The sequence below is a fragment of the Acidovorax sp. K2F genome (assembly GCF_025246485.1).
Lineage (GTDB): Bacteria > Pseudomonadota > Gammaproteobacteria > Burkholderiales > Burkholderiaceae_C > Acidovorax > Acidovorax delafieldii.
The window spans coordinates 41,266-58,117 of the sequence record NZ_JAOBSQ010000001.1; the positions used below are offsets into that span (position 1 = coordinate 41,266).

Here is a 16,852-nt window from a genome sequence, read left to right on the forward strand (position 1 = left end):
CGTCGGGCAGCCCCACGAAGAAGCGACCCCGTTAAGGGGCAAAATGGCGGGTTATAGATAGCAGGGGGAGGCATGACCTGTGCCGCTGTCCACGCACCGTCCCAAAACCACAAGAGGTTGATGACATGATCGTCCTGAAGGCAACACAAGACAAGGTTCTCGCGGTTCTGCAGTCCGTGGCTGGCATCGTGGAGCGCCGCCACACGCTGCCCATCCTGGCCAATGTGCTGATCCGCAAGACGGGCAATGCCCTGCAGCTGACGACCAGCGACCTCGAAATCCAGATCCGCACCACGGCCGAACTGGGTGGCGACACCGGCGACTTCACCACCACCGTGGGGGCGCGCAAACTCATCGACATCCTGCGCACCATGCCGGGCGACCAGACGGTCAGCCTCGAATCGGCCCAGTCCAAACTCATCCTCAAGGGCGGTAAGAGCCGCTTCACGCTGCAAAGCCTGCCGGCCGAAGACTTCCCGCTGGTGCAGGAATCCGCAGCCTTTGGCCCCGTGTTCGCCGTGCCCCAAAAGACGCTGAAGGACCTGCTCGGCCAGGTGTCGTTCGCAATGGCGGTGCAGGACATCCGCTACTACCTCAACGGCATCCTGTTCGTGGCCGAGGGCAAGACCCTGAGTCTGGTCGCTACCGACGGCCACCGCCTGGCCTTTGCCAGCGCCACGCTGGACGTCGAAGTGCCCAAGCAGGAAGTCATCCTGCCGCGCAAGACCGTGATCGAGCTGCAGCGCCTGTTGTCTGATGCGGGTGGCGAGAACCAGCCCCACATCGAGATGCAGTTCGCCAACAACCAGGCCAAGTTCACCTTTGGCGGCATGGAGTTCGTGACCAAGCTGGTCGAGGGCAAGTTCCCCGACTACAACCGCGTGATCCCCAAGAACCACAAGAACAGCATCACCCTGGGTCGCGCCCCGCTGCTGGCCAGCCTGCAGCGCACGGCCATCATGACCAGCGACAAGTTCAAGGGCGTGCGCCTGAACCTGGAGCCCGGCACCTTGCGCGTGGCGTCCAACAACGCCGAGCAGGAAGAGGCCGTGGACGAGCTCGACATCGACTACGGTGGCGACACCATCGAGATCGGCTTCAACGTGACCTACCTCATCGACGCCCTGGCCAACATGGGCCAGGACATGGTGAAGGTGGAGCTTTCGGATGGCAACAGCTCTGCGCTGCTGACCATCCCCGACAACGACAGCTTCAAGTACGTCGTGATGCCCATGCGCATCTGAAGCTGCGTGACACCCGCCGTGCACCACAGTCGCAGCGCCACACCGCGAACGCTACTTTATTGATAGCTGCAAGCGCATATTCAATATGCGCTTGCGCCCAATTAGACCATTGAACATATTGGAAACCACGGTTTCCACGGATCCCAAGGCCCACCATGACCGTTGACAACAACATTCCCTCCGAGCCCGAATCCTCCGGCGTCTCCGGCCATGTGGAGCCCACCGTCAACAAGATCGACACCAACCAGGCCGGCGCCAGCGAAAGCTATGGCGAAGGCGCCATCACCATCCTCGAAGGCCTGGAAGCCGTGCGCAAGCGCCCCGGTATGTACATCGGCGACACCAGTGACGGCACCGGCCTGCACCACCTGGTGTTCGAGGTGGTCGACAACTCCATCGACGAGGCCCTGGCCGGCCACTGCGATGACATCGTGGTCACCATCCACACCGACAACTCCATCAGCGTGACCGACAACGGCCGTGGCATTCCCACCGGCGTGAAGATGGACGACAAGCACGAGCCCAAGCGCAGTGCCGCAGAAATCGCCCTGACCGAGCTGCATGCAGGCGGCAAGTTCAACCAGAACAGCTACAAGGTCTCGGGCGGCCTGCACGGCGTGGGCGTGAGCTGCGTGAACGCATTGAGCAAATGGCTGCGCCTGACCGTTCGCCGCGAAGGCAAGGTGCACCAGATCGAATTTGCACGCGGCTTTGTGCAAGACCGCCTGCTGTCCACCGTGGACGGCTTTGAAGTCAGCCCCATGAAGGTGACCGGCGAGACCGAAAAGCGCGGCACCGAAGTGCACTTTTTGCCCGACACCGAGATCTTCAAAGAGAACAACGACTTTCACTACGAGATTCTGGCCAAGCGCCTGCGCGAACTCTCGTTTTTGAACAACGGCGTGCGCATTCGCCTCAAGGACGAGCGCAGCGGCAAGGAAGACGACTTCTCGGGCGCGGGCGGCGTGCGCGGCTTTGTCGAGTTCATCAACAAGGGCAAGACGGTGTTGCACCCCACCTCGTTCTACGCCGCAGGCGAGCGCCCGGCAGAGACGTACGGTGGCATCCCTGGCACGCACATTGGCGTGGAAGTGGCCATGCAGTGGAACAGCGCGTACACCGAGCAAGTGCTGTGCTTCACCAACAACATCCCCCAGCGTGACGGCGGCACCCACCTGACCGGCCTGCGCGCCGCGATGACCCGCGTCATCAACAAGTACATCGAAGAAAACGAGCTGGCCAAGAAGGCCAAGGTCGAAGTCACCGGCGACGACATGCGCGAAGGCCTGTGCTGCGTGCTCAGCGTGAAGGTGCCCGAGCCCAAGTTCAGCAGCCAGACCAAGGACAAGCTGGTGTCGAGCGAAGTGCGCGCCCCCGTGGAAGACATCGTGGGCAAGCTGCTCACCGACTACCTGCAAGAAAAGCCCAACGACGCCAAGATCATCTGCGGCAAGATCGTGGAGGCCGCCCGAGCCCGCGAAGCCGCCCGCAAGGCCCGCGAAATGACCCGCCGCAAGGGCGTGCTGGACGGCATGGGCCTGCCCGGCAAGCTGGCCGACTGCCAGGAAAAAGACCCCGCCCTGTGCGAGATCTACATCGTGGAGGGTGACTCCGCCGGCGGCTCAGCCAAGCAGGGCCGCGACCGCAAGTTCCAGGCCATCCTGCCCCTGCGCGGCAAGATCCTGAACGTGGAAAAAGCCCGCTACGAAAAGCTGCTGACCAGCAACGAAATCCTCACGCTGATCACGGCCCTGGGCACCGGCATCGGCAAGGCTGGCGGCACCACCGGGGGTGATGACTTCGACGTGGCCAAACTGCGCTACCACCGCATCATCATCATGACCGACGCGGACGTGGACGGCGCCCACATCCGCACCCTGCTGCTCACCTTCTTCTACCGCCAGATGCCCGAACTGGTGGAGCGCGGCCACATCTACATCGCGCAGCCGCCGCTGTACAAGGTCAAGGCCGGCAAGGAAGAGCTGTACCTGAAGGACGCCCCCGCGCTCGACGGCTTCCTGCTGCGCATTGCGCTGAACCACGCCAGCGTGACCACCGGCGGCGCCAACCCGCAAACCCTGACGGGCGAGACCCTGGCCGAACTGGCGCGCAAGCACCAGATCGCTGAAAGCGTCATCGCCCGCCTGGGCAACTTCATGGACGCCGAAGCCCTGCGCGCCATTGCCGACGGCGTGAGCCTGAAGCTGGACACCGTGGCCGAAGCCGAAGCCAGCGCCGTGGCCCTGCAGGCCAAGCTGCGCGAACTGAACACCACCGGCGCCCCCGCCGAAGTGGCCGGCGAATTCGACGCCCGCACCGACAAGCCCCTGCTGCGCATCAGCCGCCGCCACCACGGCAACATCAAGAGCAGCGTCATCACGCAGGACTTTGTGCACGGCGCCGACTACGCCGCCCTGGCCGAAGCCGCCGAAACCTTCCGCGGCCTGCTGGCCGAAGGCGCCAAAGCGATGCGTGGCGAAGGCGACAAGCAGAAGGAAGAAAAGGTCAGCGACTTCCGCCAGGCCATGAAGTGGCTGATTGCCGAAGCCGAACGCACCACCAGCCGCCAGCGCTACAAGGGCCTGGGCGAAATGAACCCCGAGCAGCTGTGGGAAACGACGATGGACCCGAACGTACGCCGCCTGCTGCGCGTGCAGATCGACGACGCGATCGAAGCCGACCGCGTGTTCACGATGCTGATGGGGGATGAGGTCGAGCCGCGCCGGGATTTCATTGAAACCAATGCGCTGCGGGCGGGGAATATCGACGTCTGATCGATCGCTTGATCGTCGCCGCCGCGCCCTGCCGCCGCTCGCGCATTCAGGAAGGCCACCCTCGGGTGGCCTTTGTGCCCTTTGCCCGACCTTCTTCGCATGACCCATCTTGCCATCCGTCCCGCAACCATCGATGACACCGACCTGATCCTGCACTTCGTGCGGGAACTGGCGATCTATGAGAAGGCTGAGCAGGAGGCGCTGGCCACACCCGCACATGTGCACCGCACGCTGTTCTGCACCAATCCCAAGGTGCATGGCCTGATCTGCCAGGACGGCGATACCCCCGTGGGCTTCGCGGTGTACTTCTTTAACTATTCGACCTGGCAGGGCCGCCACGGTCTGTATCTGGAAGACCTGTACGTGTCGCCAGAGCACCGCGGCAAGGGCGCGGGCATGGCGCTGCTGAGGCAACTCGCGCGCATCGCCGTGGACCACGACTGCGGGCGCTTCGAGTGGAGTGTGCTGGACTGGAATACACCTTCCATCGCGCTGTATGACAGCCTGGGTGCCCGCCCGCAGAGCGAGTGGATCCGTTACCGACTCACAGGAGACGAGTTGCACGCGCTGGCGGCGCAGTCGCAGCCGCTCCTGCAGCCGTCCAACACTGCGCCATGAGATCCCCCATCGCCATCGTTGACGTAGACCGCCTGGACACTTGGACCCGCTACCGCGCAGGCCTGTGCGACACCTGCGCGGCCAACTGCTGCACCATGCCGCTGGAGGTGCAGCTGTCGGACCTGGTGCGGCTTGAACTGGTGGACCCGTTCGAGGCCGAGCATGAGGAAATCCGCCACATTGCCAAGCGGCTGCAGAAGGCGCGGCTGATTGACCACTTCAACCACAAGAACGCGATCTTCACGATGGCGCGGCGGGCGAGTGGGGACTGCAACTTTCTCGACCCCACAACGCGGCTGTGCACGGTGTATGACAAGCGGCCCGAGACCTGCCGCCTGCACCCGCAAAAGAAGAGTCCCAAGCCGGGTTACTGCGCTTATGGGGCGCGGGATCTGCAGCGGCGGGGCTGATGACAGACAAGTGCCTAGGTGTCTCGCAACTCTCATCTGCACAAGCCCGCCACCGTCTGAAACCACCGCTCCCCGAGCTCACGCCATGTCGCGCAGCTCGCGGCGCAAGATCTTGCCAACGCTGGACTTGGGCAGGGCCTCCACAAACACGATCTGCCGGGGCACCTTGTAGGGGGTGAGCGCTGCGCGGCAGTGGGCTGCAATGTGGTCTGCATCCACCGGTGGCGCAGTGCCCGCCGCGCGCACCACATACAGCCGCAACGCCTCGCCCGTCTTTTCGTCTGGCACGCCGATGCAGGCGCATTCCAGCACGCCGGGGCAGGCGGTGGCCACGGCTTCGACTTCGTTGGGAAAGACGTTGAAGCCTGAGACGATGACCATGTCCTTCTTGCGGTCCACGATCTTGAGAAAACCACGCTCATCCAGCTGGCCGATGTCGCCGGTGCGGAAGTAGCCGTCGGGGGTGAAGGCGGCTGCGTTGGCCTCGGGCTGCTGCCAGTAGCCGCCCATGACCTGGGGGCCTTTCACGCAGACCTCGCCGGGCTGGCCCAAGGGCACGGGGTGGCCCTGGTCGTCCAGCAGCAGCACGTCGGTGGAAGGCAGGGGCAGGCCGGTGCTGCCGCTGAAAGCCGTGACCGATGCGGGGTTGAAGGCCACCACGGGACTGGTCTCGCTCAGGCCGTAGCCTTCGCGGATGAACTGGCCGGTGATGGCCTGCCAGCGGGCAGAGACCGAGGGCAGGATGGCAGCACCGCCGCCGCCCGCCAGCCGCAGGTTGGAGAAATCCACGCCCTGCGTGCCGGGGTGCGCCGCCAGCCCGGCGTACAACGTGTTGACCCCCATGAACACGCTGGGGCGCGCGGCATTCAGCACGTCGATCAGCGCGTCCAGGTCACGCGGGTTGGGCACCAGCCAGTTGCGCGCACCCACCGCAAAGTAGCTGATCAGGTTCACCATGAGCGCGAAGATGTGATACAGCGGAATGGCCGTGACGACGACCTCCTGTGCGGGGCGCAGGGCATCGGGCACGAAGGCCTTGAACTGCTCCACGTTGGCCACCAGGTTGCGGTGCGTGAGCATGGCCCCTTTGGACAGACCCGTGGTGCCCCCGGTGTATTGCAGGAACAGCAGGTCGCCCCCCTCCAGCACAGGTGGCGCAAAAGGCAGGGTGGCGCCCTCGGCCAGGGCGCGCGCAAACGAGGTGGTGGTGTGCAGGTGGGCATCCACCGGCGGCCCAGGCTGGTCGGCTGCGGTGCCGTCGCCGGGCGCCACGGTGATGATGCTGTGCAGTTCCACCCGGTCTTGGATGGCAGCCAGGGTCGCAGTAGACCCTGCATAAATCACCATCACCCTCGCTCCTGCGTCCTGTAGCTGGTGCTCCAGCTCCCGCGGGGTGTACAGCGGATTCACGTTCACCTGCACACAGCCCGCGCGCGCAATGCCGAGCATGGCGATGGGAAACGCCATCAGGTTCGGGCACATCACCGCGATGCGGTCGCCCTTGCGCACGCGCAGCACGTTCTGCAGGTAGGCCGCAAACGCGCGGGATTGCTGGTCCACATGTGCATAGGTCAGCGTCTGGCCCAGGCAGGTGAATGCGGGCCGGTGCGCATACCGCTGCATGGCGGCACACAGCAGGTGCACGATGCTGGGATGGCTGTCGGGATCGATGTGGGCAGGGATGGCGCCGTAGCTGGCCAGCCAGGGTTGGGGGGACATGGTGAATCGGTCCTCGTGGGGGGTGGAGCAGCAACGTGCGGGCAGGCTCAGCGCACGGCCTTGGCCAGTGCGGCGAAGGCTTGCCGGTCCAGCGCGTGGGTGAAGGCGGTGTTGGGCACGGGGTGCGTGGAGAACTTCACCACCACCAGCTCGGCTGCCGGGTTGATGTGGATGTGCTGGCCCATCAGGCCCTTGGCTTCAAAGGTGCCATCGGCATCGTGGGGTATCCACCACTGGTTGTGGTACGAGTAGCCCGCGCGCATGGCCGTGCCCGGGGCCTTGCTGAACTGGGCGGGGTCGGCCCCTTTGCGCAGCTCGGCAATGGTGGCGGGCGAGACGATCTGCTGGCCGTTGAAACGGCCGTTGGATCGCAGCATCTCGCCCAGACGGCCCAGGTCACGCAAAGTGGCGTTCACGCCCACGCTGGTGGCCTGGCCGCCGTTGGCATCGGCAAACACATACGCGTCCTCCTGCGTGCCCAGCTTGGACCAGATGCGCTCTGACAACAGCGTGGCGTAGCTCCTGCCAGTCACGCGCTGCAGCAGCCAGCCCAGCACTTCCGTGTCCACCGACTTGTAGGCAAACGCGGTGCCGTGCTCACCGTCCTTCTGCACGGTGGGCAGGTGTTCGGCCATGCTCTTGGCCCCGTTGCTGCCGGGGCGCGCAGGCTGCAGGCCCGCAGCGGCCAGGTACTGAAAGACACCGGAGGTGGGGTCCGCAAAGTCTTCGGCGTATTTGACGCCGGTGGTCATGTCCAGGGTCTGCTGCACGGTGGCATCGGCCCAGGCGCTGTTGGCCAGCTCGGGCAGGTAACGCACGATGCGCGCACTGGGGTCGATGGCGCCTTCCTGGATGAGTTCGGTCACCAGCAGCCCCACCAGCGATTTGCTCATGGACCACAGCACATGTGGCTGCTGCGGCTGCATGCCGATGTGATAACGCTCATACACCACACGGCCCCGGTGCAGCACCAGCAGGGCGTCGGTGTAGGTGGCCTTCTGCCAGTCGGCCAGCGTGGTGGGCGCGCCCTTGTCGTCGGCAAACGCCAGCGTGTCGGGCAAGGCACGCGGCGCGGCGGGCAGTGCGCTGGGCGCTGCTGCACCGCGCCAGATGGTGGCCGTGGGCCCCAGTTCGCGCAGGTGCTGCGCGGCCCAGCGCACGTTGGGGTACTTGAGGATGTTGGCCAGGCGCACGACCTTGTCGGGCGCCGGGGGGAAGCCCTGCATCAGCTGCAGGGTCACAGGGTTGGTGGCGTCCGGCGGCGGCAGCTGCGGAGCCTGGGCCTGACTGTCAGGAGCGGCGCCCAGCAGGGTGCAGGCCAAGGCGACGGCGGTGAAGGAAGGGGTGAGGTGGCGATGAAAAGAGCGCATGGTGAGAAGGCCTCGGTCAAGAAACGTGGGATGGGGAAGAACAAAAAAGGACGCGGAATCGGTCGGGCCGATCAGCCCCGCGCGGCCAGCAAGGTGCGGATCACGCCCTCGGTGCGCTCGTACTCGCCTTCGCCAAAGTGCTTGTAGCGAATGCGGCCTTGCGCATCGATGAGGTAGGTGGCGGGCCAGTACTGGTTGCTGTAGGCCTTCCAGGTGCCGTAGCGGTTGTCCTGTGCCACGGGGTGCTTCACGCCATGGCGGCGCATGGCGGCTTCCACGTTGGCGGTCGGGCGCTCAAATGGAAACTCTGGCGTGTGCACGCCCACCACGGTGAGCCCCTGGGGCGTGTACTGCTCGGCCCAGCGGTTCACATGGGGCAGGGTGCGGATGCAGTTGATGCAGGCGTACGTCCAGAAATCCACCAGCACCACGCGGCCCCGCAACTGCGCCAGGCTCAGCGGTTCGGAGTTAAGCCAGCGCTCGATGCCGGTGAACTCGGGCGCAGCGCCCAAGTCGGGCAACGCTGCGGCGGGGCTGGCGGGGCCCGCTGCATATGCCAAGCCAGGGGCCGCCAGTGCAGCGGCCATCGACGCCAGGAAAGCGCGGCGCTCGGAAAAGCGCGGGGAAGAGGGGTGCAATGTCATGGTGAAAGCTCCTTGCAATCGGTGGGGTGTCGCCCCTTACAGGCCGCCCCAGCCCGAGGGATAAAACTGCGTAAGCCAGGCGGTGATCTGCCCGTCCACCTCCCACAGCATGGCCAGCGCGATGGCAATGACCACCACGCCAAACACCTGCTGCACGCGGTGTGCGTGGCGTGCAATGCGGCGCACATGGGTGGCCGCGGCCTGGCCGCCATAGGCAATGGCCAGCATGGGCAGCGCTGCGCCGGTGGAATACGCGAGCAGCAGTACGGCGGTGCCCACCCCCGGTGGCTCGGTAGCGATGAGGGTGAGGATGGAGGCGAGCACCGGCCCGGCGCAGGGTGTCCAGACCGCGCCCAGGCTCAGGCCCAGCAGCAGTCCGCCCCAGTTGCCGCCCCCGCTGCCCATCCCCAGGCTGGCCATGCGGTTGAGCACGCCGCCCGCATGTTGGCTGAGCCACTGGAACGGCCGGGGCCACACCGTGAGCACGCCAAACACCAGCAGCATCACGGCGGCAAACCGGCGCAGGCCTTCCTGAGACACACCCAGCACCTGCGTGAAGCTGCTGAACAGCAGGGCCACGGCCGCGAACGACAGCGCAAAGCCCAGGGCAATGAACAGTGGGCGTGTGCGCTGCGCTGAGTCGGCGCCGCTCACCGAGGCCCCCAGCACCACTGGCAGCATGGGCAACACGCAGGGCGCCCCCACCGTGAGCATGCCGGCGGCCACGGCCAGCCAGGGCGAGGTGGTGGCCATGGTCATTGCCCGCTCCCCTGCTCGGCCGCCGGACGGCGCCACACCTGGGTTTTGCCGAACAGCGGAATGCCCACGTACGCGTGCACCAGCAGTTGTTCCGGCTCGGCCGGCGTCAGGTTGACGCGGTACGTCTTGGCGTTCTCGCGGTTGTAGATTTCGCCCTGGTACTCGCTGCTGCCGCCCTCCGCCGGGCGCAGGCCCGACAGCAGGGTCATGCCCAGCGCAGGCCGCGCGTCGGCCGCCGCCATGTCGGCGCCCGGCGCGCTCATGGAGCGGTTGGCCAGCACGCGCACCACCTTGCCACACAGGGCGTTGCCGCCAGCGGGATTGCAAGGAGCGATGTTCACTTCCAGATTGCCGCTCTCGGTGATCCAGCGGCCCAGGGGGGCTTTGGGGTGAGCGGTGCCCGGCGCTGGTGCCACAGCGGCTGGCGGCGCTGCCGCAGCCTCTTGCGCGCTGACTGCCTGCGCCAGGCCCAGGGTCAGCAGGGCGGTCACGGCGATGGATGGTTTCATGGCAAGGTCCTCGTGAAGTTCAGGAAGACCTCATTGAAGCCAGCGCAGGTATCGGCGATTTGTCTGGCCAGGGGCTTTTGGTATGCGCGCTTGTCGATGCACCGGGCAGACAAGTTGAGATACATATCTGCCCACCCGGCCCATACCGCTGCACCACCAAAGCCCGGACAATGGCCGCCATGACGACGCCCGCTCCCGACCACATCCTGATCGTCGATGACGACGCCGGCATCCGCGAACTGGCTGCCGAGTACCTGCAGCGCCAGGGCCTGCAGGTGAGCGTGGCCGCCGACGGGCGGCAAATGCGCGAGGTGCTGGCCACGCAGCGCATCGACCTGCTGGTGCTGGACCTGATGCTGCCAGGCACCGACGGCATCGCACTGTGCCGCGAGCTGCGCAGCCCGGGCGCCCCACCGCTGCCCATCATCATGCTCACCGCACGCAGCGACGAAGCGGACCGCATCCTGGGCCTGGAGCTGGGTGCGGACGACTACCTGACCAAACCCTTCGCCGCGCGCGAGCTGCTGGCACGCATCCACGCGGTGCTGCGGCGCACGCGCATGCTGCCGCCCAATCTGGCCAAGGCCGAACCCGCGCGCCACCTCACGTTTGGGGACTGGCGGCTGGACACCACCGCACGCCACCTGCTCGATGCCACGGGCGCAGTGGTGGCGCTGTCGGGCGCCGAATACCGCCTGCTGCGTGTGCTGCTGGACCACCCGCAGCGCATCCTCACACGCGACCAGCTGCTGCAGCTCACACAGGGGCGCGATGCCGATGTGTTCGACCGCTCCATCGACCTGCTGGTAAGCCGTGTGCGCCAGCGGCTGGGCGATGGCGCGCGCGGCTCGCGCTACATCAAGACGGTGCGCAACGAGGGCTATGTGTTCTGCGCCGATGTGCAAACTGCGGCAGCTGCCGCAGGAGCTGCGCAATGACGTCGCGCTGGTGGCCGCGCTCACTGTTCGGACGCATCCTGCTGGTGATGGCACTGGGCCTGGCGTTGGCGCATGCGCTGACGTTTGTGCTGGCGTTCACCGAGCGCAGCATGACCATGCGGCGGGCCATGGTGTCGTATTTCGCCAGCGACGTGGCCAGCTCGGTCGCCATGCTGGAACGCCTGCCTGCCACCGAGCGCGCACAGTGGGTGGACCGGCTGGCGCGCCGCAACTACCGCTTTGCACTGGCCGAACCCCTGGACGCACCTGCCGACCCGTCCCAGCTGGCCCGCCTCGTTGCCAGCGCTGTGGCGGCCACACTGCCCACTGACCGCCCGGTGCAGGTGATCGACCCCCATGTGCCGGGCATCGAGCTGCGGCTGCAACTGCGCCTGGCCGACGGTACGCCCCTGGCCGTGGACATGGACGAGCCCCGGCTGCAGATATCGCCCTGGGTGCTGGGCGCGCTGGCACTGCAGCTGGCGCTGCTGGTGGGCCTGTGCGCGTGGGCCGTGCGTGCAGCCACGCGGCCCCTGAGCACGCTGGCCGATGCAGCCGATGCGCTGGGCGCCGACCACCCCACCGTGCCGCTGGCTGAAGACGGCCCGCGCGAAGTGGTGCGCGCCGCCGTTGCCTTCAACCATATGCAGCAGCGCATCCAGGCGCATCTCCAGGAACGCATGCAAATCCTGGCCGCCGTCTCGCACGACCTGCAAACACCCATCACCCGGCTGCGCCTGCGCGCGGATCTGCTGGACGACACCACGCTGCGGGACAAGCTGCACGCCGACCTGGCCGAGATGCAGTCGCTGGTGGAAGAGGGCATTGCCTACGCGCGCTCATCGCAGGCCGTGCGCGAGCCCCCGCAGCGCGTGGACCTGCGCGCGCTGGTGGAGAGCATTGCGCGCGACTACGCCGATGCCGGCCTGCCGGTACAAGTGCTGCAGGCAGTGGATGTGACCTGCGACACCCGCCCCCAGGCCCTGCGCCGCCTGCTGTGCAACCTGGTGGACAACGCGCTCAAGTTTGCCGGCTCTGCCGAGCTGATGCTGGAGGCAGAGAGGCCGGGCCAGTGGCTGGTGCGCGTGCTGGATCACGGGCCCGGCATCCCTCCAGCGGACCTTTCCGCAGTGCTTCAGCCCTATGTGCGGCTGGAAGATTCGCGCAACCGGGGCACCGGTGGCACCGGTCTGGGCCTGGCCATTGCCAGCGAGCTGGCCAAGGCCCTGGGCGGCCGCCTGGTGCTGGGGCCACGCGCGGACGGCGCGCAGGGGCTGGAGGCGCGGGTGGAGCTGCCAGAGGCGCTCTCGGCATAGGCATGCGCGCCAGCGCCGCTGCTACAGTGGCCGCTCCGTGGACTCTCAAAAGGGCAACGCCGTGGACACACCTGTCAGCACCCCGCAGAGCGAGATCAGCGCCAGCAACCCACGCATCCGCGTCGGCATCGGCGGCTGGACCTTCGAGCCCTGGCGCGGCAACTTCTACCCCGCAGGGCTTGCGCACAGCAGGGAGCTGCAATACGCCAGCCGACAGCTCACCGCGATTGAGGTCAACGGCACCTACTACAGCACCTTCAAACCACCCACCTTTGCCAAATGGCGCGATGAAACGCCCGAAGGCTTTGTGTTCTCACTCAAGGCCAACCGCTTTGCCACGCACCGGCGCGTGCTGGCGGACGCGGGCGATTCGATCGCGCGGTTTGTCGACAGTGGCATCTCGGAACTGAGGGACAAGCTCGGGCCTATCGTGTGGCAGTTCATGCCGACCAAGGCGTTTGAGCCGGGCGACTTCGAGGCCTTTCTGGCCCTGCTGCCGCAGCAGGTGGAGGGCCTGCGCCTGCGCCACGCGCTGGATGTGCGCCACACGAGTTTTGCGACGCCAGCGTTTGTGGCGCTGGCGCGCCGGTATGGCTGCGTGCCTGTGTACACCGACTCCGACCAATTTCCGGCCATCGCGGATGCGGAGGCCGACTTTGCCTACCTGCGGCTGATGCGGAGCCAGGCCGATGTGCTCACGGGCTACACCGCCGATGCGATTGCGCAATGGGCACAGGGCGTGCGCTCCTGGACCAGCGGCGAGCGGCCACGCGATGTGTTTGTGTACTTCATCAACGGCGCCAAAGAGCGGGCGCCGGCAGGGGCGATGGAGTTGCTCAGGCAGCTGGGCGCTACACCGTCTCGCGCTGAGTGAAGCCCTGCGGCGCCTCGCCGCCATCGGGCACATTGCCTACCACCACGCGGTCCACCCGCGCATGTGCTGGCCCCTGGTGCGCCCAGTCGATCAGCGCCAGCACGGCGGGTTCCGGGCCCCAGGCGCAGGCCTCCACGCGGCCATCCTGGCGGTTGCGCACCCAGCCCGTCACGCCCAGTCGATTGGCGGCCTGCACCATGGACCAGCGGTAGCCCACGCCCTGCACCTGGCCGGTGATCAACAGATGGCGGGTGATGGTGGAGTGGGGTTCTGCGTTCATGGGGGCACTGTAGCGCGCTCCTTGTGGGGAGCCCGCTCCAGGGGCACACTGCCAGCACCACCGCACCACATGACCACCACCACCCCCAAGGCCCTGCCCACCATCGACCCCCAGCGCTGCACCGGCTGCGGCTGGTGCATTGCGGTGTGCCCGCCGCATGTGCTGTCGCTGCAGGTGTTGGGCACGGGGCCCTGGGGCCCCAAGTGCTCCACCCTGCACGATGCGCCCGGCTGCACCGGGTGCGCGCTGTGTGCGGTGCGCTGCCCATTCGATGCGATCCGCATGGTGCGGGTGGCGGCCACCCAGGCCCGGTGAGGCCGTTGCGCCACAGGCGCACACAGATGCGCATAAGCGCGTACAGGCGGGTTGACAGGCCCCGGCCTGCATCCGGTACACTGCGCCCTTCATGTCGTTCACCTCTCTCCCCATCACCACCGCACGCGCCGCTGCCTTCCAAGGCATGGGCATGATGCCGCCCGCACTCACGCGGGCCAATGGTGAACAGCGGGCACTGGGTGCACGAATGATTGCCACCATTACCACCGCGGCCACCTGAGCACGCGCAGGTGGCCGTTTCGGCAGCCACCTGGTGATCGCTCTCTTCTCCCCCAAGACGAATGCACGAAACCCAGCTCTGGCAGCTGGGTTTTTTTGTTTGTTCGTTAGCCGGAGAAGTCCATGTACCGCGATCCCGTCCAGTCCCTCGAAGCCCCGTTGTTGCCGTCGTCCGCCACGGCCATGCGCCCCCTGCGCGTGGGCATGATTGGCATTGGCACCGTGGGCGCAGGCACCTTCCGCGTGCTGGCGCGCAACCAGGCGCTGATTGCGGGCCGTGCGGGCCGGGGCATCAAGCTGGTGGTGGTCTGCGCCCGCAGCCTGGCCCGCGCCATGAGCGTGGTGGGCAAGGACGTGGCGCTCACCAACGACCCCATGCAGGTCGCCACCCACCCCGACGTGGATGTGCTGGTGGAGGCCGCTGGCGGCACCGGCCCCGCTCGCGACTGGGTGCTGGCCGCCATCCGTGCGGGCAAACATGTGGTCACGGCCAATAAGGCGCTGCTGGCCGAGCATGGCAACGAGATCTTTGCCGCAGCACGCCAGCACGGCGTGGCCGTGGCGTACGAAGGCGCGGTGGCCGTGAGCATCCCCATCGTGAAGGCGCTGCGCGAGGGCCTCACGGCCAACCGCATCGAGTGGGTGGCGGGCATCATCAACGGCACCACCAACTTCATCCTGAGCAAGATGCGCGACGAGGGCGTGGGCTTTGCCGAAGCGCTGGCGCAGGCCCAGGCGCTGGGCTATGCCGAGGCCGATCCGACGTTTGACATCGAAGGCATCGACGCCGCGCACAAGATCTCGCTGCTGGCGGCCAATGCGTTTGGCATGCCGGTGCGGTTTGCCGATGCGCAGGTGGAGGGCATCACCGCGTTGCAGGGCCTGGACGTGGCCTGTGCCGAGCAACTGGGCTTTCGCATCAAGCTGCTGGGCGTGGCCAAACGGCGCAAGGAGGGTGACGCGGAAGGCAATGTGGAGGGGGTGGAGCTGCGCGTGCAGCCCGCGCTGGTGCCCGCCACGCATTTGCTGGCGCATGTGAACGGGTCGATGAACGCCGTGATGGTCAAGGGCGATGCGTCGGGCGTGACGATGTACTACGGCGCGGGCGCGGGGTCGGAGCAGACCGCATCGGCCGTGATTGCCGACCTGGTGGATGTGGCGCGGCTCGATGGCACCCACGCGGCGCAGCGCGTGCCACACCTGGGCTTCCACCCCCAGGCCGTGGACGAGCAACTGCCAGTACTGCCTCGCGCGGCCGTGCACACCCGCCACTACCTGCGGGTGCCGGTGCACAGCGCGCAGCAGATCGAGGCCGTGGGCGCCTGGCTGGCTGCGCAGCACGTGCCAGTGCTGCAGGTGGCACTGGCGCACGACAAGGCCTTGCCCCCCGGCAGCGGCCCCCAGGTGCTGGTGCTGACCGATGCCGTGGCGCAGTCCACCGTGGACCTGGCCATGTTTGCACTGGCGGCGCATCCTGCGGTGGCCGGGCCGGTGGTCACGCTGCGGGTGGAGACGCTGGAAGGGTGAAGGGCGCCTGAAAACGTGTTATCACGAGGTTTTGGCGCCAAAACGGGCGGTAGTGCTAGTGCACCATGCCTTGGATGCTATCAATTTTGATAGTCCCTTCCGGTCGCAGCCATCACGCCATCAACCGGCCCAGCACCAGCGCCGCCATGTCCTCGGCCGCGCTGGTGCCTTCCGCCATCAGGCCCTGCACCACGCCGGCGCGGTCGGTGTCGGTGCGGTTCTGGCTCACCTTCCAAATGCCCTCCCAGCGCTCCACCGCCAGCTCGATGCCCACGATGGCGCGCAGCAGTTTGTCGATGTAGTCGGGCGGCGCGTCGTCGATGCGCCAGGGGTCGGGGCGGTGGGCCTCGTGCTGCTCGCTCAGGGTGTGCAGGATGCCGCGCAGGCGTACGGGGTCGTCAAACGCGCTCAAAGCGCCGTGGGCGTGCACGGTGGCGTAGTTCCAGGTGGGCACCTGCTTGCCGTCCAGGGCTTTCGATGGATACCACGAGGGCGACACATAGGCCTGCGGGCCGTGGAACACCGCCACCGCCTGCTGGGGCAACAGCGGCCACAGCGCGTTGGCGCGCGCCACATGGCCGATGAGCGTGCCCTGCGGGCCGCGCGCCGGGTCCAGGTACAGCGGGATGTGATTGACGTGTTGCGCGCCTTCGTGCGCAATGACCAGTGTGGCCAAAGGCTGGGCACGTACCAGGGCTTGCTGGGCAGCGGCATCGGCCACCTGAAACTGCCGGTTGGGGTTGGCCATGTCAGCCCCCTTCCACTTCAAGCACCGGGGCGCAGTCGATCTGCGTCTTGACCGAGTTGGCCAGAAAACACGATGTGTGGGCGCGGTGGTGCAGGTCTTCCAGCTGGGCAGCGCTGGGCGCGTGCGCTGCGTCAAAGCACGTGACGGGCCTCAGCTGCACATGGGTGACCACCAGCTGGCCCTCTGCGTTCTTGGCCATGGTGCCCACGGCCGCGTCGGTGTAGCGGTTGAGCCGATAGCCCGCACGGCTGGCGAAGTCCATGAACCACAGCATGTGGCAGCTCGACAGCGCGGCGACATAGGCTTCTTCCGGGTCCACCGCCGCCGCGTCGGAGTACGGCAGCGGCACCACATGGGGCGACGACGACGCGGCCACGGTGGCGCCGCCGTCAAACTGCCACGTGTGGGCACGGTGGTAGCGCTTGTCCAGAAAGTCGTCGGTGCCACGGGACCAGGTGATGGTGGCGGTGTGCTCGGCCATGGGGTGCTTTCAAGAGGATCGGACCCGTTAGGGGGCCCGGGTTTCTACAATGGTTCTTCAGTTTATGAGTGCATCACCCTATTGAA

General features: G+C 66.8%; 18 protein-coding genes. 10 read left to right on the forward strand and 8 right to left on the reverse strand.

Going from position 1 to position 16,852, the window contains the following annotated elements:
• Positions 1 to 125: 125 nt before the first annotated feature.
• The 4 genes from dnaN to N4G42_RS00225 all read left to right on the forward strand — a co-directional run bounded on the left by dnaN (position 126) and on the right by N4G42_RS00225 (position 5,046).
• On the forward strand, positions 126 to 1,244 hold the full coding sequence (gene dnaN / locus N4G42_RS00210; protein WP_056056813.1) for a DNA polymerase III subunit beta: 1,119 nt from the start codon (positions 126 to 128) through the stop codon (positions 1,242 to 1,244).
• A gap of 155 nt (positions 1,245 to 1,399) precedes the next feature.
• Positions 1,400 to 4,018 carry a DNA topoisomerase (ATP-hydrolyzing) subunit B gene (gene gyrB, locus N4G42_RS00215; RefSeq protein WP_192419351.1) on the forward strand — a complete coding sequence of 873 codons (2,619 nt, stop codon included), beginning with the start codon at positions 1,400 to 1,402 and terminating at the stop codon, positions 4,016 to 4,018.
• Between the two features lie 99 nt (positions 4,019 to 4,117).
• Complete coding sequence (locus N4G42_RS00220) at positions 4,118 to 4,636, forward strand: GNAT family N-acetyltransferase (protein WP_056742599.1); 519 nt, start codon at positions 4,118 to 4,120, stop codon at positions 4,634 to 4,636.
• The gene (locus N4G42_RS00225; protein ID WP_260665705.1) at positions 4,633 to 5,046 is read left to right on the forward strand and encodes a YkgJ family cysteine cluster protein; all 414 of its coding nucleotides are present in this window, start codon (positions 4,633 to 4,635) and stop codon (positions 5,044 to 5,046) included. The genes N4G42_RS00220 and N4G42_RS00225 overlap by 4 nt, the downstream gene beginning before the upstream one ends.
• Before the next feature lie 78 nt (positions 5,047 to 5,124).
• Here N4G42_RS00225 and N4G42_RS00230 read toward each other — a convergent pair whose 3' ends face one another.
• The 5 genes from N4G42_RS00230 to N4G42_RS00250 form a co-directional block, all read right to left on the reverse strand.
• Positions 5,125 to 6,765: an AMP-binding protein gene (locus N4G42_RS00230; protein WP_260665706.1), complete on the reverse strand. Its 1,641-nt coding sequence runs from the start codon at positions 6,763 to 6,765 to the stop codon at positions 5,125 to 5,127.
• A gap of 47 nt (positions 6,766 to 6,812) precedes the next feature.
• The gene (locus N4G42_RS00235) at positions 6,813 to 8,135 is read right to left on the reverse strand and encodes a serine hydrolase (RefSeq protein WP_260665708.1); all 1,323 of its coding nucleotides are present in this window, start codon (positions 8,133 to 8,135) and stop codon (positions 6,813 to 6,815) included.
• A gap of 71 nt (positions 8,136 to 8,206) precedes the next feature.
• Complete coding sequence (locus tag N4G42_RS00240; protein ID WP_056742590.1) at positions 8,207 to 8,779, reverse strand: thioredoxin family protein; 573 nt, start codon at positions 8,777 to 8,779, stop codon at positions 8,207 to 8,209.
• Between the two features lie 36 nt (positions 8,780 to 8,815).
• Positions 8,816 to 9,538, reverse strand: coding sequence for a cytochrome c biogenesis CcdA family protein (locus N4G42_RS00245; RefSeq protein WP_260665709.1), 723 nt, complete (start codon positions 9,536 to 9,538; stop codon positions 8,816 to 8,818).
• The gene (locus tag N4G42_RS00250; RefSeq protein WP_056056836.1) at positions 9,535 to 10,047 is read right to left on the reverse strand and encodes a DUF2147 domain-containing protein; all 513 of its coding nucleotides are present in this window, start codon (positions 10,045 to 10,047) and stop codon (positions 9,535 to 9,537) included. The genes N4G42_RS00245 and N4G42_RS00250 overlap by 4 nt, the downstream gene beginning before the upstream one ends.
• A gap of 179 nt (positions 10,048 to 10,226) precedes the next feature.
• On the opposite strand from N4G42_RS00250, the gene N4G42_RS00255 reads away from it, so the two are divergent.
• From N4G42_RS00255 to N4G42_RS00265, 3 genes are all read left to right on the forward strand, one after another.
• Positions 10,227 to 10,985, forward strand: a complete 759-nt coding sequence (locus N4G42_RS00255) for a response regulator (protein ID WP_056743182.1) — start codon at positions 10,227 to 10,229, stop codon at positions 10,983 to 10,985.
• Positions 10,982 to 12,301: an ATP-binding protein gene (locus N4G42_RS00260; RefSeq protein ID WP_260665712.1), complete on the forward strand. Its 1,320-nt coding sequence runs from the start codon at positions 10,982 to 10,984 to the stop codon at positions 12,299 to 12,301. The genes N4G42_RS00255 and N4G42_RS00260 overlap by 4 nt, the downstream gene beginning before the upstream one ends.
• 61 nt (positions 12,302 to 12,362) lie before the next feature.
• Entirely contained in the window at positions 12,363 to 13,175 is an 813-nt protein-coding gene (locus N4G42_RS00265; protein ID WP_409557787.1) for a DUF72 domain-containing protein, read from the forward strand.
• On the opposite strand, the gene N4G42_RS00270 is transcribed toward N4G42_RS00265, so the two are convergent.
• Entirely contained in the window at positions 13,153 to 13,455 is a 303-nt protein-coding gene (locus N4G42_RS00270) for an acylphosphatase (RefSeq protein ID WP_260665714.1), read from the reverse strand. The genes N4G42_RS00265 and N4G42_RS00270 overlap by 23 nt on opposite strands.
• Positions 13,456 to 13,524: 69 nt before the next feature.
• Here N4G42_RS00270 and N4G42_RS00275 point away from each other — a divergent pair, with 69 nt between their 5' ends.
• The 3 genes from N4G42_RS00275 to N4G42_RS00285 all read left to right on the forward strand — a co-directional run bounded on the left by N4G42_RS00275 (position 13,525) and on the right by N4G42_RS00285 (position 15,537).
• Positions 13,525 to 13,770 (forward strand): ATP-binding protein, encoded by a 246-nt coding sequence (locus tag N4G42_RS00275; RefSeq protein ID WP_116748437.1) that lies wholly within the window; start codon positions 13,525 to 13,527, stop codon positions 13,768 to 13,770.
• A 91-nt stretch (positions 13,771 to 13,861) separates the two neighbouring features.
• On the forward strand, positions 13,862 to 14,011 hold the full coding sequence (locus N4G42_RS00280) for a hypothetical protein (protein ID WP_260665717.1): 150 nt from the start codon (positions 13,862 to 13,864) through the stop codon (positions 14,009 to 14,011).
• Positions 14,012 to 14,133: 122 nt separating this feature from the next.
• Positions 14,134 to 15,537: a homoserine dehydrogenase gene (locus N4G42_RS00285; protein WP_260665718.1), complete on the forward strand. Its 1,404-nt coding sequence runs from the start codon at positions 14,134 to 14,136 to the stop codon at positions 15,535 to 15,537.
• Between the two features lie 112 nt (positions 15,538 to 15,649).
• Here N4G42_RS00285 and N4G42_RS00290 read toward each other — a convergent pair whose 3' ends face one another.
• Both N4G42_RS00290 and N4G42_RS00295 read right to left on the reverse strand, forming a co-directional pair.
• A complete protein-coding gene (locus tag N4G42_RS00290) occupies positions 15,650 to 16,285 on the reverse strand; it encodes an FMN-binding negative transcriptional regulator (protein WP_260665719.1) in 636 nt (211 codons plus the stop codon).
• Position 16,286: 1 nt separating this feature from the next.
• Positions 16,287 to 16,766 (reverse strand): OsmC family protein, encoded by a 480-nt coding sequence (locus N4G42_RS00295; protein WP_260665720.1) that lies wholly within the window; start codon positions 16,764 to 16,766, stop codon positions 16,287 to 16,289.
• Between the last annotated feature and the right edge of the window lie 86 nt (positions 16,767 to 16,852).